The sequence below is a fragment of the Larkinella sp. C7 genome, assembly GCF_006149005.1.
Lineage (GTDB): Bacteria > Bacteroidota > Bacteroidia > Cytophagales > Spirosomataceae > Larkinella.
Genome location: NZ_VBSL01000002.1, coordinates 344,042 through 365,419 on the forward strand (window position 1 = coordinate 344,042; position 21,378 = coordinate 365,419).

General features: G+C 53.9%; 17 protein-coding genes. 9 read left to right on the forward strand and 8 right to left on the reverse strand.

The window, feature by feature from the left end; genetic code table 11:
- Positions 1-20: 20 nt before the first annotated feature.
- The 7 genes from FH871_RS06615 to FH871_RS06645 form a co-directional block, all read right to left on the reverse strand.
- Positions 21-3,077 carry an amidohydrolase family protein gene (locus FH871_RS06615; RefSeq protein WP_138990553.1) on the reverse strand — a complete coding sequence of 1,019 codons (3,057 nt, stop codon included), beginning with the start codon at positions 3,075-3,077 and terminating at the stop codon, positions 21-23.
- Positions 3,078-3,604: 527 nt separating this feature from the next.
- Positions 3,605-4,810, reverse strand: a complete 1,206-nt coding sequence (locus tag FH871_RS06620) for a hypothetical protein (protein WP_138990555.1) — start codon at positions 4,808-4,810, stop codon at positions 3,605-3,607.
- Positions 4,811-4,988: 178 nt separating this feature from the next.
- The gene (locus tag FH871_RS06625; protein ID WP_138990557.1) at positions 4,989-5,792 is read right to left on the reverse strand and encodes a sugar phosphate isomerase/epimerase; all 804 of its coding nucleotides are present in this window, start codon (positions 5,790-5,792) and stop codon (positions 4,989-4,991) included.
- 143 nt (positions 5,793-5,935) lie between these two features.
- Positions 5,936-6,727, reverse strand: coding sequence for a phytanoyl-CoA dioxygenase family protein (locus tag FH871_RS06630; RefSeq protein ID WP_138990558.1), 792 nt, complete (start codon positions 6,725-6,727; stop codon positions 5,936-5,938).
- A 61-nt stretch (positions 6,728-6,788) separates the two neighbouring features.
- Entirely contained in the window at positions 6,789-7,694 is a 906-nt protein-coding gene (locus FH871_RS06635; protein ID WP_138990560.1) for a sugar phosphate isomerase/epimerase, read from the reverse strand.
- An 18-nt stretch (positions 7,695-7,712) separates the two neighbouring features.
- Positions 7,713-9,083: a Gfo/Idh/MocA family protein gene (locus FH871_RS06640; RefSeq protein ID WP_138990562.1), complete on the reverse strand. Its 1,371-nt coding sequence runs from the start codon at positions 9,081-9,083 to the stop codon at positions 7,713-7,715.
- Entirely contained in the window at positions 9,080-9,814 is a 735-nt protein-coding gene (locus FH871_RS06645; RefSeq protein ID WP_138990564.1) for a DUF1080 domain-containing protein, read from the reverse strand. The genes FH871_RS06640 and FH871_RS06645 overlap by 4 nt, the downstream gene beginning before the upstream one ends.
- Before the next feature lie 123 nt (positions 9,815-9,937).
- Between FH871_RS06645 and FH871_RS06650 the strand changes: the two genes are divergently transcribed.
- On the forward strand, positions 9,938-10,807 hold the full coding sequence (locus FH871_RS06650) for an AraC family transcriptional regulator (protein WP_138990566.1): 870 nt from the start codon (positions 9,938-9,940) through the stop codon (positions 10,805-10,807).
- Positions 10,808-10,842: 35 nt separating this feature from the next.
- On the opposite strand, the gene FH871_RS06655 is transcribed toward FH871_RS06650, so the two are convergent.
- Positions 10,843-11,682 (reverse strand): sugar phosphate isomerase/epimerase, encoded by an 840-nt coding sequence (locus FH871_RS06655; protein WP_138990568.1) that lies wholly within the window; start codon positions 11,680-11,682, stop codon positions 10,843-10,845.
- A gap of 97 nt (positions 11,683-11,779) precedes the next feature.
- Between FH871_RS06655 and FH871_RS06660 the strand changes: the two genes are divergently transcribed.
- The 8 genes from FH871_RS06660 to FH871_RS06695 all read left to right on the forward strand — a co-directional run bounded on the left by FH871_RS06660 (position 11,780) and on the right by FH871_RS06695 (position 21,372).
- The gene (locus tag FH871_RS06660; protein ID WP_138990570.1) at positions 11,780-12,544 is read left to right on the forward strand and encodes a hypothetical protein; all 765 of its coding nucleotides are present in this window, start codon (positions 11,780-11,782) and stop codon (positions 12,542-12,544) included.
- An 84-nt stretch (positions 12,545-12,628) separates the two neighbouring features.
- Entirely contained in the window at positions 12,629-13,672 is a 1,044-nt protein-coding gene (locus FH871_RS06665; RefSeq protein WP_171062779.1) for a N(4)-(beta-N-acetylglucosaminyl)-L-asparaginase, read from the forward strand.
- 122 nt (positions 13,673-13,794) lie between these two features.
- Complete coding sequence (gene hisG, locus FH871_RS06670) at positions 13,795-14,655, forward strand: ATP phosphoribosyltransferase (protein ID WP_138990571.1); 861 nt, start codon at positions 13,795-13,797, stop codon at positions 14,653-14,655.
- Between the two features lie 94 nt (positions 14,656-14,749).
- Positions 14,750-16,018: a histidinol dehydrogenase gene (gene hisD / locus FH871_RS06675; protein ID WP_138990573.1), complete on the forward strand. Its 1,269-nt coding sequence runs from the start codon at positions 14,750-14,752 to the stop codon at positions 16,016-16,018.
- A 42-nt stretch (positions 16,019-16,060) separates the two neighbouring features.
- The gene (locus FH871_RS06680) at positions 16,061-16,264 is read left to right on the forward strand and encodes a hypothetical protein (RefSeq protein WP_138990575.1); all 204 of its coding nucleotides are present in this window, start codon (positions 16,061-16,063) and stop codon (positions 16,262-16,264) included.
- A gap of 22 nt (positions 16,265-16,286) precedes the next feature.
- The gene (hisC, locus tag FH871_RS06685; protein ID WP_138990577.1) at positions 16,287-17,369 is read left to right on the forward strand and encodes a histidinol-phosphate transaminase; all 1,083 of its coding nucleotides are present in this window, start codon (positions 16,287-16,289) and stop codon (positions 17,367-17,369) included.
- 16 nt (positions 17,370-17,385) lie between these two features.
- Positions 17,386-17,919: a hypothetical protein gene (locus FH871_RS06690; RefSeq protein ID WP_138990579.1), complete on the forward strand. Its 534-nt coding sequence runs from the start codon at positions 17,386-17,388 to the stop codon at positions 17,917-17,919.
- Positions 17,920-18,027: 108 nt separating this feature from the next.
- Positions 18,028-21,372, forward strand: a complete 3,345-nt coding sequence (locus tag FH871_RS06695) for a UvrD-helicase domain-containing protein (protein WP_138990581.1) — start codon at positions 18,028-18,030, stop codon at positions 21,370-21,372.
- Positions 21,373-21,378: the final 6 nt, after the last annotated feature.

Here is a 21,378-nt window from a genome sequence, read left to right on the forward strand (position 1 = left end):
CTTCTCTATCCTCTTTTGTCTCATTTAGTTTCTGCTTCCCGTTCTTCTCCCTCCGCCATCACGCCTTCCACGTCTTCGCAGTGCCACATCCGCTGACGGCGGAAGGTGGGCCGCTGGGTCGAGGCACCACCGGTTTTGGCCGATAACATCTTCTGGATCAGCCGGGCGCGTTCTTTTTGCAGGTCATCGCGTTTGCGGTCTTCGTCCTGCAGGTCGAAATACACCGTGCCGTCGATGATGGTTTTTTCGGGCCGGGCATAAATCGCCAGCGGGTTGTTGTTCCAGAGCACCAGGTCGGCGTCTTTGCCAGCCCGGATGCTCCCCAGCTTGCTGTCGAGGTGCAGGAGTTTCGCCGGATTGAGGGTCACCATCTTCCAGGCATCTTCCTCCGACATCGCGCCGTATTCCACCGCTTTGGCGGCTTCCTGATTCAGCCGTCGCGCCATTTCGGCATCATCCGAGTTAATCGACACCAGCACGCCCGCCCGCGCCATCAGGGCGGCATTGTACGGAATGGCGTCTTTCACCTCCATTTTATAGGCCCACCAGTCGGCAAACGTCGAGCCGCCGACGCCGTGTTTCGCCATTTTGTCGGCCACTTTGTAGCCTTCCAGAATGTGCGTAAACGTGTTGACCTTGAAGCCCAGCGAATCGGCCACTTTCATCAGCATGTTGATTTCCGACTGTACGTAGCTGTGGCAGGTGATAAACCGCTTTTTGTTCAGGATTTCGGCCAGCGCGTCCAGTTCCACATCCCGGCGGGGCGGCACGGCTTTTGCTTTTTCCTTGGCATTCATCGAGTTATACGCTTTCCAGGCGCTGTCATACTCGCGGGCGCGGGTGAAATGATCGAAGTAGACCTGCTCCACCCCCATCCGGGTTTGCGGAAACCGAATCCGGACGCCATCGCCCCAGTTGGCCTGTTTGACGTTTTCGCCGAGGGCAAATTTGATAAAACCGTCGGCGCCTTTCACCAGCATTTCCTGCGGAGCTTCCCCCCATTTCAGTTTCACAATCGCCGACTGCCCCCCGATGGAGTTGGCCGAACCGTGGAGCAGTTGCGAGGTCGTGACGCCCCCCGCCAGTTGGCGGTAAATGTTGATATCTTCCGAATTGATGACGTCGCTCATCCGCACCTCTGCCGAACTCGTCTGTCCGCCTTCGTTGATGGAATAGAGCGCGATGTGTGAGTGTTCGTCGATGATGCCGGTGGTCAGGTGTTTGCCCGTTCCATCGATCACCTGCGCACCCGCCGGTGCCGCCAGACTTTTGCCCACCTGCGCAATTTTGCCGTTCTGCACCAGCACGTCGGCATTCGGCAGCACACCGTCTTTCTCGTTGGTCCAGACCGTCGCATTCCGGATCAGCAGGGTCTGCGCTTTGGGTTTTTCGAGATTGCCCATGCCAATAAACGGATACAGCAATTTCCCGAACTGCGGGGCAGTTTTCTTCGATGTATCAGCTTTGGCAACCGCCGTCGAAGAGAACGGTTGTGCCAAAACCGCCGTCCATTTAACGGTTTTTCCGTCGGGCAGTTCGCCTTCGCCTTTCAGTGTTTTTTCATCGACCCGATACCCCGACAAGCGAGTGGCTCCGGGTTGTTTCTTATCGAGTTGAAGTTGCAGCGAAATCAGGTCGTTCGTCAGGGCCACTTTCGGCGTTATTTTCACCGTGTCGGCCATCACGGCATACTCCGGTTTTCCCGGTTTTCCGGTAATGGTCAGCTTCAGGTTGCTGCGGTCGCCGATGGTCAGGTTGTAGGTGCCACGCAGATCAGCCGCATTTTTATCGCTATAGACGTACTGCTTTCCCCGAATCCAGTTTTCCAGCACCACATTGTCGGCGCTGAACAGGTTGTCGGACGTGATGATGAAGTTGGCCAGCAAACCCGGTTTCAGGCTCCCGACTTCGTTGTCGATTTTCAGGAGTTGGGCGGGGGTCGTCGTCAGGGCCGCCAAGGCCTGCTGCTCGGTCAGGCCGTAGTCGATGGCTTTGCGGAGGTTCGCCCAGAAGTCGGTTTTGTTCCGCAGGTTGGCCGTCGTCAACGCAAACGGCACCCCGGCTTTCGCCAGCATCGCCGGATTGGCCGGGGCCATTTCCCAGTGTTTCAGTTCGGCCAGCGTCACGTTGTCGGCATCCCAGACGTCCTCCACGTCATAGGCTTGCGGAAAGTTCAGCGGAACAATCAGCGAGGCCCCCGTGGCTTTCACCTCGTCGATCCGCTGGTATTCGTCCCCGGCACTTTTGATAATGTACTGAACGCCAAATTCTTCACCAATTTTATCAGCCCGCAACACACCCAGTTTGTCGGGTACTTCAAAAACCGAGGGGATCGTTTGCAACTGGTTGAAGGCGTCGAGCGACAGGTTGGACTCGGTCGTTTTCCCGGCTTTCTTGTACCAGTCGGCGTCGTAATACGTCTGCCGCAACAGCGCCACCGCGCCCATTGGCGAGTTCGGATAGGTTTGGGTCGAAGTGCCTTTGCTGAACGAATAATGGCCCGACACCCGGTCGCGGATCACGACGTTGTTTTCGCGGTCATCGGCGAGGGTTACCAGCACCGAATTGCCCCGGGCAATCCCGTCGTGCGGGTGCGTCACCACCGCCCCGAAGCCCAGCTTCCGGAGTTCGTTGGCCTGGGCGACATTGGCTTTGAAAATCGTACCGGCGTCGGTTTCGGGCTGAATGGCCTGGTTCCAGTTGAAGGCTCCTTTTTTGTTGGAGTCATACTGCGGCACGCCCCGGCCACCGGCTGGCGGAGTTCGCCGGAGTTCGGGCATCCCGTAGTCCGAGTCGATGTCGACCAGGGCCGGATAAATGCGTTTCCCCTTCAAATCGGCTACCACGGTTCCCGCCGGAATGCTGACGGTTTTTCCGACGGCTTCGATGCGCCCGTTGCGGATGAGTAAGGTGGCCCCTTCGAGGGTCGTTTGCGGATCGACAATCAGTGTCGCGTTGGTGAAGGCATACAATCCCGGTCGTTCGTCATAGACGCCATTCCGGGGAAAGGTAACCTGCGACCAGCCGATCTGGGCAAGACCCCAGGTCAGCATACCGGTTAGGAAAATTTTCCTCATGTAGGGAATTAGTTAGGTGATGAGAAAGGAAGTCAATGTTACAAATCTACGAAAGGAGTAACGTCATCGACCTATCAAAATGAACTAAATCCCGGCAATTTCCTGCCAGAATCAACTTTTTTACGCAGAAAATAAACGACTTATGATGAAAACGGGAAGTTTTAGGGACAAAACCGGATTCAGAAAACCGCCATTGAACAAAACGAAGAAAAGCAGTAGCTTGATAATCATTCTAATGTGTTTACAAATCGCCCCTAATTGATTGAAACATAACAACCGCCGAAATGAATGTTTATTAGCCCACTGCTTTAGCTGTGGGTAAATTGAAACGAAACCGAATCATTCCGAAACCGTTTTAACGGTTTACCGGACGATGAAACCGTTAAAACGGTTCTAGTAGTGGGGGGGTACTTGTCGCTTTACCCACAGCTAAAGCAGTGGGCTATAAGCCGAAATAGCAATTCGGTGGTTTTTATGTTTCAATCAATTAGGGGATTTAGGGGCGATTTGCGAAGGTGACTTATCCCTCAGCTTTTTTCTTTTTTCCTACCTATCACCGGGCACCGTTTAAACGGTTTGGTTCGGTCGAACAGGTAGCGATACGTCACATGGGTTTTGACAATGGTCGAGCCTAACTGGCTGACAAATCGCACCATGATGGGGTTGAAATCGCCTACCCAGTTCATTTCCAGCTCGGTATATTGAAAGGCCGGATTGTGATCGGCTTCGTGGGGCATTCGGAGAGCAATGGCCGCTTCGAGGCCTTTGCCCTGGTGGGCGGGCGCTACGCCAAACACGACCCCGAACGCTTTCCGGTTGGTTTTGCGGATCATGTGCCACAAAAACTTCAGCTTGCCGATCAGATCGAGCTTGCCGTTGACGTGCTTGAACACCTGGTTGAGTTCGGGCAGGCAAACGAAAAAGGCAACGGGTTCATCGCCGAAGTAAGCAAAGTAAATGATCTTCTCGTCGATGACCGGTTTCAGTTTCTGCATCAGCACCTGCGCCTGCGCAGCCGTCATTTCTTTCACGCCACTATGCCCCCCCCAGGCCGCGTTGTAGATGTGCCGGAACTGCTCGGCCGCTGCGGGCAGTTGCCGCTTGTCGATCGTTCGAAAGCTGTAGTCGGGGTTTTCGTAAATACGCCGGGCGCGGTCTTTCACGGCCTGCGACATCCCGGTCAGTTTGGACCAGGTAGTGGGAATCCCGAACGTAAACTGTTTGAAGTAATCCTGAAAACCGTACTCCTCGAAGAAAGCAATGTAATACGGTTTGGTATAGGGCATGCAGTAATTCGGCTCCCGGTCGAAGCCATCGACCAGCAAACCCCACCAGCGGTCGCGGTCGCCGAAGTTGATGGGGCCGTCCATCGCTTCCATGCCCCGGTTTTGGAGCCAGCTTCGGGCCGTGTCGAAGAGCAAAAACGCAGCCGCGCGGTCGTCGATGCACTCGAAGAAACCCAGTCCGCCCGTCGGCTGATCGTTACCAAGATTCGCAATGTCCCGGTCTACGAATGCCGCGACCCGCCCGATGGTCTCCTGCTGGTCGTTCAGCAATACATACCGGACACATTCACCGTTTTCGAACCGCTTGTTGCGGGCCGGATCAAAAACTTCCTCGACATCCGTGTCCAGCGGCCGGATCCAATTGGGGTCGTTGCGGTACAGGCGCACCGGAAACCGGATAAATTCTTTCTGGTATGTTGCGTTTTGGCCAACCTCAATTACCTGCATTCAGACGTCGCATAATGGGCTGCAAAGGTAGGTATAAAACGGAGAAATGCCACCAGCCCTGTGTTTCCGGCAAACGGTTTTTGATTGCCGTCAAGCCATTGCGGTTTTTGAATAAAAGCCCCGTTAGGAGTTTTGATGCAATTTACAACTGAACGAACAATGCGATTGGCATCACTCTTCAATACCGTTCTTTCAACAAATTCATCATAAAGACATTGACTTCCCACTGGTTCACGACCGGCATTTGGGTATACGGCAGCGTGGGCAAATACGGCGCGGGGCCAAACTCGGTAGTCACGGTCAGGACGGTTTGGTTTTCGCGGTGTATGGCCACGACCTGATCCCACCAGTTTAGGTGCACCTGAAGCGCGTCGGCCCATTCCGGGGCGCGGGGATCGTTGACCTGTGGCCCTTCGGGATGCCCCACCCGGCTGTGAATGTGGTCGGTATGCCGAATGGCGAGTTTAACGGCGTCCTCCTGATTTTCGAGCAGCGATTCGTGGACGTTGCACCAGTGGGAAATGTCGAGGGCCAGCCGGATGTCCGGCAGTTTTTGCAGGTAATCCCGGGTAATGTGAGCCGCAAACAGGGCTTTTCCCCGGTGCGTTTCGTGCGTGATCCGAACACCGGTTTCCTCCGTAATCCGGTCGGCCAGTTCAAAAAGCCTGCTGTTCTGTTCGAAGGCAAAAAAGTCTTTTCCGGTCTGGCAATTGATGAACAACGGCCGGGCGTCGATCAGGTGACGCAGGTATTTTTCGTAGCTGGTCGCGTGCTCGTCCAGATCGGATTCCAACGATTGCCAGTATTGCCCGATCAAGGCCAAACCGTGTTTCGCCAGACTATCCAAAATGGCGTTTTTCTCGCCGGTTTCGAACGGCAGCGCCATTTCGACGCCGTCGTACCCCGCGGCTTTCACATTCCGGCAAAACTGGTCGAAGGGCAGTGTATTTCCCCAGGCGGGGGCAAAAAACTGGAGGGTCATTTTTTTAGACAAGAGACGTTAGAATTGAGAATAAAGACCGAAGTGGTGAGAATGTGAGGTAAGCGAACCTGAATTGGCTATGCTTTTGTAACCATTGCCATAAAAATAGCCAGTTTAGTCTCTTGTCTCACCGCTCTCCTCTTTTATCTTTTTATCAAAAAATCCGCCGTTTCCGAAATACCGGCTTCGGTTTCGGCCAGCAGATCGCCGTCGAAAGACGCAATGGGTGTGTAGCTGCTTTCGTGAACATCCTTATACGGTTTGTTACTCGCGAGGTTATACGCCGTGATGATCGACCAGCGGGGCTTGTCGGACAAGTTGGCCGCCGACGCGTGCAGCGTGTTGCAGTGAAAAAACGCCGTGTCGCCGGGCTCCATTTCCAGGTATTCCAGCGGCATGATTTTCAATGCTTCGTTCACTTTTTCCATGTCTGCGCCCACTTGTTCCCCCGAAAAACCGTGCTCGACGCGGCCCATTTTGTGTGAGCCTTTGATCATCTGCAAACAGCCGTTTTCCTTCGTCGCAGGCGTCAGCGCCGTCAGCACCGAGAGCATGTCGGGAAACAGAAAACCGTTGTTTTTATACCAGTAGCCATAGTCCTGATGCCACTCCCAGGCCCCGCCGGTTCGCGGTTCTTTCTGCATCAGTTTGGAGTGGTAATGGGCCGCCCGCCCGCCCAGAATTTGCTCCACGCCCTCCACAATCCGCGCCGACCGGGCAAACTTGCTGTATAAACTCTCATCGAGCGCGTACCACAACGCCAGTTTGGTTTTCATGCCCGAGGCATCGACGCGGTCGTAGGTTTTGGTACTCAACACCGTATCGCCCACGGCCAGGCTGTAAAGCCGTTCTACTTCGGCTTTGGAAAACAGGTTTCTGACGACCACGTAGCCGTCGCGCTGGTAGGTCTGGAGGTGTTCGCTGGTAAAGGGCATGGCTGTATGGGTGATGATAGAGATGAGATAAAAGAGGTTAGACTTGAGAACGGAGACGGTTTTAGCGTTTGACCAGACGGGACTGAAACTGATGCCAGGCCGCCATCGTATTCCGCAGGTTGGTGGGTTTATCACCTTTCATGGCGTAACACTGCACCCCGATCGGTCCGCTAAAACCGAGGTCCTGAACCGCATATCGAACCAGTTCGTAGGTATCGAAACTACCCGTTCCGAGCGGCAGAATATACTGATTCCAGATGCCCGTTGGCCCGTTGTCCATCTTGGCGGCATCAACATTATTGGCTCCGCTGATCGTGATCATTTTCAGGTGCGGCTTCAGGGTCGTCAGCAAGCCTTTCCAGTCGCCCCGGTTGGCTTTCGGCGTGGTGGCCAGCCAATGACAGAGGTTGAACGTCAGCCCGACATTCGGCCGGTCGATCTGCTGAACCAGCCGCAGCGCGTGGTCGATTTTTTCGACGTAAAAGCTGACGTGCGGATAAACCGCCACCTGCAAATTGGATGCTTTGGCCCACTCACCCATCTGCCGCAGTTGACTGACCACAATGGAATCTGCTTTGTCGGATGGTGACGTAAACCGCTTGCTGTCACTGACAATAAACGGGGCCAGAATGGTTTTGGAGCCTTTCAGGGCCCGGATATACGGTTCGATGCGCGGGTCCAGCGTCGGCGAATCGAGGTTGATTTTGATGTAGAAATACGAGCCGGTAAACTGGTGTTTGTCCAGAGCGGCTTTCATGCCTTCGAACGAATCCAGGAGATTGATTTCAACCCCATCGTAGCCCAGACTTTTGATGAAAGCCACCTGCTGATCGAAGGTTTTGTAGGTCGAATCGCCCCGGATGGCGTTGTGCAGCACAAAGAAATGGTTCTGAATTTTCGAACCCTTCTGCGCCAGCACAAAACCGCTCAGCAATAACGCAGCGAAAAAGAACGCCAGTTTTTTCATAAGTTCCTTCTGATGAGTTTACATCACCCACTCTTTCCGCGCCAGCGGAGCCGCCAGCAGCGCATTGGCGGCATTGTTTCCGACAAACAGTTCCTTCTCCGGATTCCAGGTCAGTTTTTCGCTGATCTGACAGGCAATCAGGCCAATTTGCGAAATCGAAATCGTGCGGTGGCCCACTTCAATCGGTTCCAGGGTTTTGCGACCGGTTTTAACGGCATCCACAAAATCCACCTTGTCCCAGAGCGTTTTCGACAAATCCAGTTCGCTCCCGGTCGGCTTCGATGTTAGTAAAGCGGGATTGCTGCTGCTGATGATACCCGGATAATTATCGACCAGAATCCAGCCTTCTGACCCGATGTATTTGATGGACGGTTTGCTCGTCGGGCTTTGCACACAGGTCATTTCAACGCCGTTGGCATAGCGGTACGTGACCGTAAAATTGATCATCGAATTCCAGAGGCTTTTCGGAAATTCGCCTTTCCCCTCCACTTCCACCGGCCCCGAATATTCGCTGTTGTTGGCCCATTGCGCCACGTCGAAATAATGCGCACCCCAGTTGGCAATCATGCCCTGTGCGTAGGTATCGACGCGCATCCAGTTCGGTCGTTTCTGAAGATCGGAGGGCGAGTGAACCCGCATTTCGGTATACGGCACAAAGGGCATCGGTCCCAGCCACAATTCATAATCCAGTTCTTTCGGGACGGGCATATCGGCCTGCGCCGGGACGGGGTCGGGGTCCGACGGAAACGAAATCTCGATTTTCAGGAGCTTGCCGATGCGCCCGTTCCGAACCAGTTCGACCGCCTGATTCTGGGGACGAACCGACCGAAATTCGCTATCAGTTCGGTTCACGACACCGTATTTTTTCAACGCATCGACCAGCGAGCGGCCCTGGTGCACACTCATGCTGAGCGGTTTTTCGCAGCTGATGTGTTTTTTGGCCTGGGCGGCCAGAATCCCCATCGGAACGTGCCAGTAGTCGGGCGTCGAAATCATCACCGCGTCGATGTCTTTGCGGGCAATAATCTCCCGAAAATCGCGGTGGGTCGAACAGCCTTTGTAGGTTCCGCTAGCGGTTTTTTGGGCGTAGTGGCTTTCAACGGCCGTTTTGGCTTTGCCCATCCGCCAGCTATCCACGTCGCAAACCGCCACCACCTGCGCGTCAGACACATCGAGCAGGCCCGGAATCCGCGTCCCGATGGTTTTGAGGTCGGAACCCTGAAGATTCTGCCCGTAGCCCTGGCGACCGGTTCCGATCAGGCCGACGGCAATGCGGTTGGAAGGGGCGTTTTTGCCGAACACCGAAGCCGGTACGATCGTTGGAATCCCTACCGCTGACACGGCACTGGCCGCAACGGCACTATTTTTCAGAAAATGACGTCGGTTCATGGCAAGGGTTTGATTTTGATAGTCCGAAACGCGACACTGTGGCCGTGATCCTGGAGCAGAATGTGGCCTTCCGGAATGTCGGCGAAACCCGCATAACTGTTAAATTTGCTGTCGGCCACGCCCTGCCGGAACGCATCGGTGGTTCGGTTGGTGGTCAGGACTTTCACGCCATCGAGCCAGTGTTCGATCTGGTTGTTGCTGACGACAATGCGCGACCGGTGCCAGACATCCATTTTCACGTCCGGTTTGGTCGCGGCCACCACATCGTAGATGGATGCGGTTTTCAGATCCTGAGGCAGCTTTTTTCCGTTATAAATATAATCGGCATCGTCGATAAGCTGGTATTCGTACCCCGCCTGCGAGCCAATGGCGGGTTTGGGCAGTCGTTCCTCGATGAAATACTTCACCCCGCTGTTGCCGCCTTTGCCCAGCTTCCACTCGAACACCAACTCGAAATGGCGGTATTTTTTCAGGGTGACAATGTCCCCGGCGTCGCCGGATTCGGCCCCATCCTGGAGTTCCCCGCGCAACTCACCATCTTTCACGACCCAGCCTTTGGCGGGAAACCGGTCGGCATAGGCTCCCCGCCAGCCGGTGGTGGTTTTGCCGTCGAAGAGCAGTTGCCAACCGGCTTTTTTCTCGGCCGGGCTGAGGGTATTGGCCGGTTGAGCGAGGGCCAGCGACGACAGGCTGATACCAACCGTAATGAGTTTCAGGGTGATTCCATTCATAGCAGCAAAATTCTGCTAATTTATTTCATTTTTTTGACAGCCCATTTGCAAATACTATCACAAAATTTGCATCTTATCCCTTGTTCTGAAAAAAGTTGCAAATCTTACCTCATTCATCACCCGATGCGCCCCGATCGTCTCCTGGTTCCGCAACAACCCCACCGCTCATTCGACTTACGGCACGAGCGGCTGCCGTTTTTTACCAATCCGTGGCATTTTCACCCGGAAATCGAATTAAATTTCGTCGTAAACAGTACCGGCATGCGGTTTATCGGACACACCATCGAGCGGTTTTCCGGCGGTGAAATTGTGTTGCTGGGTTCTAACCTGCCGCACTACTGGAAGAATGATGTAGTGCATCCGGAAGCAGAAAATCCGGCTCCGGCCGAAGCCATTGTGGCCCGGTTTGCGCCCCAGTTTGCGGGCGAACCGTTTTGGGAACTCCCCGAAACCAAACCGATTCAACGGCTCCTCAATCGGGCTGGCATCGGCCTGAAACTGCTGGAACCGCTTCGGACGGACGTTGCCCGCCAGCTCGTGGCCTTGCTGGAGAACGAAGGGCTGACGCAACTGACCGCCCTGCTGCATATCCTTGATCAGATTGCCCACTCCGAAGCCGTGCTGCCCATCGCTCCGGGCTACGTTCCCAATCAGCAGGTTACGCGGCAAAGCGAGCGGCTCAGCCGGGTGATCGGCCACCTGATGCAGCAGGTCGAAGCGCCCGTTTCGCTGGCGGAAATTGCCGAATTAGCCAACATGAATCCGGCCGCGTTCTGCCGGTATTTCAAATCGCAAATGGGGCAAACGCTCACACAGTTTGTCACCGATCTGCGCATCCGCTACGCCTGTGACCTCCTGACCCGAACCGACGAAAGCATTACGTTCATCAGCGAACAGTCGGGTTTTGAGAACATTTCCTATTTTGTCCAGGCGTTTCGAAAAAAACAGGGCGTTACGCCCGCCCGGTTTCGGCAACGGTTACGCGGGGTGTAACCGCTGCTGATCGAACCGACACTGCCGAAGCAGCCTTACAGACTTTTCAGGTAGGCGATACTCTGCGGCACCTGGGTGGCAATGCTGGGGCTCTCATCTTCAATATAATAGTGTTCGACCCCCGCTTTTTTGGCGGCTTTCAAAACCGTCGGCAGGTCAATTTGCCCCGTTCCCAGCGCCACGTCGTTTTCCACCGGCGTGCCGCCCGACAGGTTGCCGACAATCCCTTTGCGCAGGTCTTTCAGGTGCATCAGCTTGAACCGTTTGCCGTATTTATTCAACAGGGCCACTGGGTCATGGCCCGGAAAAACCGTCCACAGAATGTCCATCTCGAAGCCCACATACTTCGGGTCGGTTTGCTGCACGATGTAATCGAAAAGGGTTCCGTTCTCGTGTTTCTGAAACTCAAATCCGTGGTTGTGGTAACAGAACATGATCCCGAAGTCGTCTTTCAGCTTCTTGCCAATCTGGTTGAAATCGGCGACGGTTTTCTTCGCCATGTCGAGCGTAAACGGGCCTTCGTGCGGAATCCAGGCCACGCGGACAAACTTGGCGCCGAGGGTTTTGGCATTCTGGCCCACTTCCTGCGTTTTGTTGAGCGCATCGGGATACCCCACACCAAACGACGAACACTTCATGCCGCGCTCATCGAGGAGTTTGCGCAGTTCGGCGGCTGTTTTCCCAAACAGATTCGAGAACTCCATATCGGTGATTCCCAACGCTTTGATCGTATCGAGCGTGGCGGCCACGTTTTTCTGAAAACTGTGTCGATAGGTATATGACACCATACCGGGGGCCTGCGGAAATAACTTCTTCTGGGCGAAAACCGGCCCCAGGCTAACCAGAAATAACAAAGCGACTACGGTATTTTTCATTCGGTGATTGATTGAGAATGTACGTTTCGATAAAAAGTCTTGATAGGCCCCGATTTACTGTTCATATTGCGACCCTAACCACATCGGCAAGACTTTTATGAATCCTGTGTTTTCCCTGAAACGCGCCCTCCTTATGCCGGCGTTTCTGGTAATGGGCATCTTTTCTAGCGCTCTGGCCCAGATTCCCAACGTGACCCGCGACCTGCTGAATCAGGGGGCTTATTTCAGAGCGTCCAATTATGACATCACGCCTATATATACCATGGCGGGGCCGGAAGGCAAAATCCTGGGTTACCCCTACCTGGACACCGCCTTTGCCAAAACGACGGTTTTGTTTTACCAGAACATCGCCAAACCGGGCGTTCAACCGATTCAGGAACTGGTTAACGTCCCCGTCCGCTACAACATTACGGCCAACGACCTCGAATTTCTAATGGACAACCGAACCGTAAAAGCCGTCAGTGGCGAACGCGTGAAACAGTTTACCATGGAGCAAAAAGGGCAGACAACGACCTTCATCAATGCCACCGAAGCCGGTGCCCCGGCAGCCGTTCGCGGTTTTTTCGAACAGGTGAGCGACGGAAAGCTCAAACTCCTGATTCGCCACCAGATTTACGTCAAGAAACCTACGTATAACGTCGCCTTAAGCACCGGATCGAAGGATACCGAATTGATCAAAGAAGCCATCTGGTATACCAGCGACGGAAAAACGCTCACCAAATTCTCACCCGGCCGCAAAGGGCTGTTGAGCATCATGAAAGACAAGGAAGACCCCATCAATGCTTATTTGAAGGAGAAAAAACCGGATTTGAAAAACCGTACGGCCCTGATGGACGTATTCGCGTACTACAATTCACTGTAAAGGACGGGCCGCCGGTTTTTTGAAACTACTTTGCTGTTAACTTGCAGCCCAGTTTCACCTTCATTGACATTTCTTCATTTCATTATGAAAAGCCGGCGTTCGTTTCTCCGTTTGGGAGCTTTATTTCCACTGTCTCACTTTAGCTTGAAGAACCTGCCAGGTCTAACGGGTAGTCGAATCGCGGGTCAACCCCTGGTGGTTTCTACCTGGGACAGTGGCACCATTGCCAATGGCGGAGCCTGGCCGGTGCTGCAACGTGGCGGCAAAGCCATCGACGCCGTGGAGCAGGCTGGTATTGCCATCGAAAACGACATCAATTGCTGCGTCGGTCTGGGTGGTAATCCCGACCGCGACGGGCGCGTTACCCTCGATTCCTGCATCATGGACGATCAGTTCAACTGTGGCTCCGTGGCCTTTTTGGAACGAATCAAACACCCGGTTTCGGTTGCCCGGAAAGTGATGGACACCACGCCCCACGTGATGCTGGTCGGCGAAGGCGCACAGCAATTTGCGGTGGCCAACGGTTTTGCGCTCGAATCCGGCACCTTATCCGCCGATGCTGATAAGACCTACCGGAAATGGCTCGAAAAATCCGAGTACAAACCCATTATCAACGTCGAAAACCAAAAACCGTCTCCTTCCAAAAGCAAAAAGGCCTTTGCGCCCAACAAACTGGAGGACGGAACGCCCAACCACGACACGATGGGAACCGTGGCCCTCGATGCCGCCGGAAACCTGTCGGGCATGTGTACAACCAGCGGCATGGGCTTCAAAATGCGGGGGCGCGTCGGCGATTCGCCCATCATCGGCGCGGGCTTGTACGTCGACAATGAAGTGGGTGCCGTTACCTGCTCGGGTCAGGGCGAAGAAGTGATCCGGATGTGTGGTTCGCATCTGGTCGTCGAGTTCATGCGCCAGGGAATGACGCCCACGGAAGCCTGTCGGCGGGCCGTCGAACGAATCATCAAACGCGACCCTGTGAAGGCCAAAGACTTTCAGGTTGGTTTCATCGCCCTGAACCGCCAGGGCGAGGTGGGAGCATTTTCGGTACAGAAGGGATTCAGCTATACGGTCACTTCGGCCACCCTTCAGAACAAAGTGTACAAAGCCGAAAGCTATTTTAGCTGATTCCGGTCCAACGTCCGCTCCGGGAAACCGCTTTCGGCAAATCCGCCGATCTTGTGGTAATGGCGGCTATGCGGTGCGTTTTTTTCGTACCTTTGCGCTTTCAAATCCAGACCCGATTCAAAGTGTCTTCTATCCTTCGTATTGCATTACAAAAGTCCGGGCGGCTGAGCGAGGATTCGTACCAGTTGTTCAAAGAGTGTGGCATCCGCTTCGACTACGGCACCGGCAAGCTGAAATCCGTTTCATCGAATTTCCCCGCCGAGTTTCTTTTCCTGCGCGACGATGATATTCCGGGTTACGTCGAAGACGGCGTGGCTGATCTGGGCATCGTTGGTGAAAACGTGGCCGTCGAATCGGCCCGTGCCATCGACACCGTCCATCGACTCGGTTTTTCCAAGTGCCGCCTGTCGCTCGCCATTCCCCGCGGAAACGAGTGGAATGGCATTCAGGACCTGAGTGGTAAAAACATCGCGACGTCGTACCCGCTCATTCTGGGGAATTACCTGCGCGAGCAAAACATTTCGGCAGATATTCACGTCATCAGCGGTTCGGTTGAAATTGCACCGGGCATCGGTCTGGCCGAAGCCATCTGCGACATTGTCAGTTCCGGCAGCACGCTGTTGAGCAACGGATTAAAAGAAGTGGAAGTCATTTTCCGCTCCGAAGCCATTCTGATTGCCCGTTCAACGCTGGAGACCGAAAAACAGAGTCTGCTGGACAAACTGCTGTTCCGCATCAAAGCCGTTCAGGCCGCCAAGAACAACAAATACATTGTGTTGAACGCGCCAAATGCGGCCCTGGATCAGATCAAATCGCTGTTGCCGGGCATGAAAAGCCCTACCGTGACGCCCCTGGCGACCGAAGGCTGGAGTTCGGTGCATTCGGTCATCAACGAAAACGATTTCTGGGAAAACATCGAAGCCATCCGTTCCGCCGGGGCGCAGGGCATTCTGGTCATTCCCATCGAAAAAATGATTTATTGATTGGTAGACAAGAGAGGATAGACAAGAGAGAAAAGACGTTTCTGCGTTTGCTTTTTGTCTTTATTCTCTCTCGTCTATCCTCCCCTGTCTCCTCATGAAAATCCTTTCTTTCCCTCCGCGAACCGACTGGCCCGCGCTGCTGGCCCGGCCCGTGCAGTCTACCGAAACGATTGAAAAAGCGGTTGCCCCTATTCTGGAACAGGTTCGGACACAGGGTGATCAGGCGCTGGCGGAACTGTCGCTAAAATTTGACAAAATCGCCTACACCGGTTTGCCCTTCCAGCCCGGCGACCTCGCAGCCGCCGAAAGCCAGCTTTCCGATGAACTGAAAACCGCCATCCAACAGGCGTACCAGAACATTCGAAAATTCCACGAAGCGCAGCGGCAACCGGTCGAGAAGATCGAAACCATGCCGGGCGTCATCTGCTGGCGTCGGAGCGTGGGCATCGAGAAAGTCGGGCTGTACATTCCGGGCGGAACGGCTCCGCTCTTCAGCACGGTTTTAATGCTGGGCATTCCGGCAAAATTGGCGGGCTGTAAGGAGGTTATCCTCTGTACGCCCAGCGATCACCCGGCGATTCTATATGCCGCTCAACTGGTGGGCGTGACCCAGCTCTTCCGGATTGGCGGGGCGCAGGCCATTGCCGCAATGGCCTATGGAACGGCCTCGATTCCGAAGGTATACAAGATTTTTGGACCGGGGAACCAATACGTGACGGCAGCGAAAATGCTGGTCGCGAAGGAAGGCATGGCCATCGACATGCCCGCCGGGCCGTCGGAAGTGGCGGTTTATGCCGACGACACCGCCTTTCCGGCTTTCGTGGCTGCCGATCTGCTGTCGCAGGCCGAACACGGTGCCGACAGCCAGGTATTGCTGGTTTCTACGAGTAAAAAAATGGTGACGACGGTCAATTTGGCCCTGACGACACAACTGGAACGCCTGCCCCGGCGCGACCTGGCTGCCAGAGCCATCGAAAACAGCAAGGCCATTCTGGTTGAAAACCAGCAAGATGCTATTGATCTGCTGAACGATTATGCCGCTGAACACCTGATTCTGAGCGTTGAAAATGCCGAAGCCGTGGCCGAACGGATTACCAATGCCGGATCGATTTTCCTGGGCAACTACACCCCCGAATCCGCGGGTGATTACGCGTCCGGCACAAATCACACCCTGCCCACCAACGGTTTTGCCCGCGCTTACAGTGGGGTTTCGCTCGATAGTTTCGTCAAGAAAATCACCGTACAGCACATTTCATCGGAAGGCATTCGCAACCTCGGACCCACGATTGAGGCTATGGCGGAAGCCGAATCATTGCTGGCCCACAAGCACGCCGTGAGTCTGCGGCTGGCGAGTCTGGAATGAGGTTGGCAATAGATTTGTTATATTGCTTAAAATACAAAAAGCATGAGCCAGCTACTGATTGAAATCGATTCTCCAGAAGATGAAGCCATTTTACTGTCACTACTTTCTAAACTAAACGGCAGGGTGCTGGAAAAAAAGGAAGACGTAAAGCCCTCACTGAGAGATGTATTAGCAGAACTTTCCAAAAGTGGAATTGCCGAAAACTATGGTGATCCATCAGAATGGCAACGCCAAATCCGTAGTTGAATAACAAAGTATTTTTGATTTTATGTTTGACCTCAATACCATTCTCCGCCCCCACATCATCACGCTGACGCCCTACTCCTCCGCCCGCGACGAATACACCGGAAAAGAGGGAATTTTCCTGGACGCCAACGAAAACGCATTCGGATCGACGATCGACGGGTCGGCTTCGGAGGATCACTATAACCGCTATCCCGACCCGCACCAACAGGCGATCAAGGCCAAACTGGCCCCCATCAAGGGCGTCCGGCCCACGCAGATTTTCATCGGCAACGGCTCCGACGAACCGATCGACCTGCTCGTTCGGGCTACCTGCACACCGGGTTCCGATTCCATCCTGATTCTGCCGCCCACCTACGGGATGTACGAAGTCAGTGCGGCCATCAACGACGTCCAACTGATCAAAGTGCCGCTGACGACAGATTTTCAGATCGATGTCCCGGTGGTTCTGGCAGCCATCCAGCCCCGTACAAAATTGCTGTTCGTCTGTTCGCCCAACAACCCGACCGGTAACCTCATCGACCGGGAAGCAATCATTACACTGCTCACCCATTTCAACGGATTGGTGGTGGTCGATGAAGCCTACATCGACTTTGCGGATACCGAATCGTTTACGGCTTTGCTGGACCAGTACCCCAATCTGGTGGTGCTGCAAACTTTCTCGAAAGCCTGGGGGCTGGCGGCTCTGCGGTCGGGCATGTGCTTCGCGTCCGAAGCCCTGATCGAGGTGCTGAATAAAATAAAACCGCCGTATAACGTCAGCGGCCCGACGCAACAGTTGTTACTGAAAGCCCTCAATCAGGTACCCGCTAAAGACGCGATGGTGTCCCAAATTCTGGCCCAGCGGGAAGAATTAATTGCGAAACTGCTCAATTTACCGTTGGTTCGTCACGTTTATCCTTCAGACGCCAACTTCATTTTAGTGAAATTTGACGATCCCAAAGCGGTTTTCGACTACCTCATCGACCAGCAAATTATTGTTCGCGACCGGCATCGCGTTAAACTGTGCGAAGGCTGTTTGCGCATCACCGTCGGGACACCTTCGGAAAACGAACAGGTGCTGGCCATGCTGAAAACGTACGCAAACCACCTAACGACAACCGTTTAAGTATCCTTTGTATCGTATGAAAAGAAATTTTTCTCTGCTGATCGTATTGTTGGTTGGCTTGGCAATCAGCCAGCGGGCCACGGCACAAACCAACAACTGGGCCCTCGGTTTCCGCATTGGCGAACCGGCGGGGGTCAACATCCGGAAGTATTTCGGTGAAAACCACGCCTTCGACCTGAATGTGGGCACCTACGGCGGTATTTATGGCAACCGGCGCAGTTACCGCAAAGGGATGTACAAGAATGTCGGTTTTACGGTTCAGGGGCATTACCTCTGGCACGGCGGCATTGGCAAGTCGGAAACGCTGCATTATTACTTCGGCTTTGGCGGGCAATTGAACAGCCGACGGTATTATCCGGATCAGTTTAGCCTCGTCAATGCCTACGACAACACGATTTCGATTGGCGGCTCGGGCGTGGCGGGTCTGGAGTATTTCCTGCCCAACAAACCCTTCTCCGTTTTTCTGGAAACCGGGGCTTATGTTGAGGTGATTCCCGCTCCGTTTTTCCTTGGTCTGCAATCCGGGTTGGGGATACGGCTGAATTTATGACGTTTCGGATAGGAACACGGATTGAACAGATATAACGGATTTTAATTTTAATCAGTAAAAATTCGTTCCATCCGTTTAATCCGCGTTCCCATCAATTATCTTTCCTGTATGTTCAAAATTTTCAGTTCATCGGCTGGATCGGGGAAGACCTATACACTGACCAAAGAATACCTCAAACTGGCGCTGGGTGACCGTCCCCAATCCGGCAAAGGCTTTGAATCACACCAGTTTAAGAACATTCTGGCGGTGACCTTCACCAACGCGGCAGCGCGGGATATGAAGGACCGGATTCTGGAGCAGCTCCGCAAAATTACTTCCGGTGACCTGAACTCCCAGCTTTCGGAATTAGCCAAAGAGTTACAGCTTGAACCTGCTGAACTGCAAAGCCGGGCGCGACTGACGTTCCATTCCATCCTCCACGACTACTCTTCCTTCTCCGTTCTGACCATCGACAGCTTCGTGCAGCGCGTGGTGACGGCTTTCACCGACGACCTGGAATTGCCGTACAGTTTCGAGGTCGAAATGGATACCGATGCAGTTTTGCAAACGGCCATCGACCGGCTGCTGGAGAAAGTGGGCCAGGAAGATCACCCGTATTTGTCGGAAGCCCTGGAAGAATTTTACCTCGATAATGCCTCCGACGGAAAAAGCTGGTATGGCCTCGCCGGTACGCTCGCCGATTTCTCCAAAGGCCAATTGGGCGACCGGAACTACGAGTTCGTACAGAAACTCAAGGAACTGAATCCCGAAAACTTCCGGACCATTCGGCGCAACCTGCGGGAGAAAAACCGGGAAATCGAGACGATGATCGAGCAATTGGCTCAGCAAGGATACCAATTGATTCAGGAGGCCGGTATTCCCGAAAAAGCCTTTTATTACGGTGACAAAGGCGTTGGAGCGTATTTCAAAAAGCGAATTTCGCTCTTTTCCTTCCCCGAGAATCCCAACTCGTATGTCCGGAAAGCGATTGACGACGACATCTGGCATTCAGGCAAAAAGAACCTGACACCGGAACAACTTCAGATTGAGGCTATCAAAGACCAACTTCGGGAATACGTTTTGCAAATTGAACAACTTCGGCAGGACAGCCTTCTGCGCTACCGGACATTCGGAGCCATCGAGCAACACTTGCAGAAAGTGGCCTTACTGAAGCAAATCAAACAGGAGTGTGACGATTTGTTACGCGAGCAAAACCGGATTCACATCTCGGAGTTCAACCGCCTGATTGTGAAAGTGGTGACCGAAGAACCAGTTCCCTTCATCTACGAACGGCTCGGCGAAAAATTTCACCACATCCTCATCGACGAGTTTCAGGATACATCAAAACTTCAGTTTGTCAACCTTTTACCGCTAATAGACAACAACTTAGCCTATCAACGGTTTAACCTCGCCGTGGGTGATGCGAAGCAGGCCATCTACCGGTTTCGCGGGGGCGACATGGACCAGATCGTCGCCCTGCACAGCGGAAAGCTGGATTCACTACTGTCGGCGCACGAAACCAGTGACATGACGGTCGAGCGGTTGTCGGGGCTGCAATACCACCTGCAACCCGACCGGCTGGCCACCAACTGGCGCAGTGCGGAATCCATCGTGGAATTCAACAACAGCTTTTTTCGGTTCATGGCGGATTTTTACGCCGATACGGATTTTCAGAAAGTGACGGAGGTATTCGATGAGCAGTTCCGGCAGGCATCGGCCAAGGCCGGGGTGTTGGGGCACGTTCAGCTTGACTTTATTGAAAAACCGGATCGGTTTGCGGCTAAAAACGCGGACGTTGACGAGCCGGATTTCAATGCGCAGATGGTGGAGCGAACCCTGCACCTGATTCGGAAAGCCGTGGACGATGGCTACCAGTATGGCGATGTAGCGGTTTTGTGCCGGTTTAAGAAAAACGCCCGGCGCATTGCCGACTTTCTGGAAGCCAACGACATTCCGCTCACCTCAGAAGATTCGCTGACGCTGCAGTCGTCGGAGCGGGTGCGGTTTCTGGTTTCGCTGCTGCAACTGCTGCACCAGCCCGAAAACCGGATGGTGCGTTACGACATGCTCTTTCTATACCACCGGCTCATCAACCCCAACCTCCCCGATGCCGCCTGGATGGAATACATGGACAGGATGGCCAAAGCGGAAGATGAGGAAGATATTTTCGGGCTGGTTTCAAAAATCGACAAGGCCAAGCTCGACCCAACGGCTTTGCAGCAGCTCAGCATCTATGAATTGTGCGAAAAACTGGCCGACTACTTCGATCTGTACGAAAATGAGCGGGATAGTGCCTATCTGTTCCGGTTTATGGATGAGGTGCTAACCTACAGCAGCCGGTACAGCAGTCACCTGACGGATTTTTTGAAATACTGGGAAACGGCTCAGGAGAAGGTTTCGGTCAGCACCCCGGCCGACCAGAATGCCGTCACGATTCAGACAATCCACAAATCGAAAGGGCTGGAATACCCCGTCGTCATCATTCCGTATGCCGACTGGTCGTATAAACCGCGCAACAACGAGACGATGTGGGCTGACCTGTGGCCACTGGGTGAGGTGGACGAACTGGCGATTCCGGGTTTGGGTCACCAGGAAATCCGGCGGCTGCAAACCGCATCGATCACCATCAAAAAAGACCTGGACGAAACACCCCTGGCAGATCAGTACCAGGACGAACTGTACCGGACGTTTGTCGAGTGCATGAATCTGGTCTATGTGGCCTTCACCCGCCCCACCGACCGGCTGTACATCATTGCGGCCAAGCAGGATTTTTCGCCAACGGCCAAAGACGGGGGCTTTAAAAATGCCAATGGCATCGATTTCTGGCTGTATACCTATCTCACTGATCTTCGGGGCAATGCCTGTTGGGAAGAGGGAAAAATGAGCTACCCGCTGTCTGATTTTGTAACCCAACCGACCAAACATTCGTTAACCCTAAGTGACGCTTTCGCCGTGTCGGTAGGAAACCGGGAAGGGACGCAACCACTCCGGCTCCGGCGGATCGAGCGAACGATCGACACCTCAGCCTTTGAAAAAAGCCGGGCGTGGTGGCAGAAAGTCTGTACGGCCCTGTCCCTGATTCAGAAACCGGAGGATTCGGAACGCGCCATTCGGCGGATGGTGGCCGAGGGAATTTTGCGGGCGTCGGAGCAGGATACGATGTGGTCGGCTTTGCAAACCGTGCTGAACCATCCCGACATCAGTCCGCTATTCGCTCCGGCAAACCGGGCTGATAACAACCGCCGGATTCTGGTCAACACCGGTTTGAACGGAAAAATGCAACGAAACGGCCCCAATCGGGTGGTTCAGTTTCCGGGCAAAGTGGTGTTAGTCAATTATTTGACCGAAGAGTCCGACGAAAACGATCAGGCCAAAATGCGGTCTTTTATGAAACTCTACCATCAAATGGGCCATGCCTCGGTGGAAGGCTGGCTGGTGTCCATTCAGGATGGCACGGTTCTTAAATTGAATTAATCAGCT

Coding starts and splice junctions, on each gene's coding strand:
- FH871_RS06615 (WP_138990553.1), bottom strand. CDS start 3,077: ATGAGGAAAATTTTCCTAACCGGTATGCTGACCTGGGGTCTTGCCCAG.
- FH871_RS06620 (WP_138990555.1), bottom strand. CDS start 4,810: ATGCAGGTAATTGAGGTTGGCCAAAACGCAACATACCAGAAAGAATTT.
- FH871_RS06625 (WP_138990557.1), bottom strand. CDS start 5,792: ATGACCCTCCAGTTTTTTGCCCCCGCCTGGGGAAATACACTGCCCTTC.
- FH871_RS06630 (WP_138990558.1), bottom strand. CDS start 6,727: ATGCCCTTTACCAGCGAACACCTCCAGACCTACCAGCGCGACGGCTAC.
- FH871_RS06635 (WP_138990560.1), bottom strand. CDS start 7,694: ATGAAAAAACTGGCGTTCTTTTTCGCTGCGTTATTGCTGAGCGGTTTT.
- FH871_RS06640 (WP_138990562.1), bottom strand. CDS start 9,083: ATGAACCGACGTCATTTTCTGAAAAATAGTGCCGTTGCGGCCAGTGCC.
- FH871_RS06645 (WP_138990564.1), bottom strand. CDS start 9,814: ATGAATGGAATCACCCTGAAACTCATTACGGTTGGTATCAGCCTGTCG.
- FH871_RS06650 (WP_138990566.1), top strand. CDS start 9,938: ATGCGCCCCGATCGTCTCCTGGTTCCGCAACAACCCCACCGCTCATTC.
- FH871_RS06655 (WP_138990568.1), bottom strand. CDS start 11,682: ATGAAAAATACCGTAGTCGCTTTGTTATTTCTGGTTAGCCTGGGGCCG.
- FH871_RS06660 (WP_138990570.1), top strand. CDS start 11,780: ATGAATCCTGTGTTTTCCCTGAAACGCGCCCTCCTTATGCCGGCGTTT.
- FH871_RS06665 (WP_171062779.1), top strand. CDS start 12,629: ATGAAAAGCCGGCGTTCGTTTCTCCGTTTGGGAGCTTTATTTCCACTG.
- hisD (WP_138990573.1), top strand. CDS start 14,750: ATGAAAATCCTTTCTTTCCCTCCGCGAACCGACTGGCCCGCGCTGCTG.
- FH871_RS06680 (WP_138990575.1), top strand. CDS start 16,061: ATGAGCCAGCTACTGATTGAAATCGATTCTCCAGAAGATGAAGCCATT.
- hisC (WP_138990577.1), top strand. CDS start 16,287: ATGTTTGACCTCAATACCATTCTCCGCCCCCACATCATCACGCTGACG.
- FH871_RS06690 (WP_138990579.1), top strand. CDS start 17,386: ATGAAAAGAAATTTTTCTCTGCTGATCGTATTGTTGGTTGGCTTGGCA.
- FH871_RS06695 (WP_138990581.1), top strand. CDS start 18,028: ATGTTCAAAATTTTCAGTTCATCGGCTGGATCGGGGAAGACCTATACA.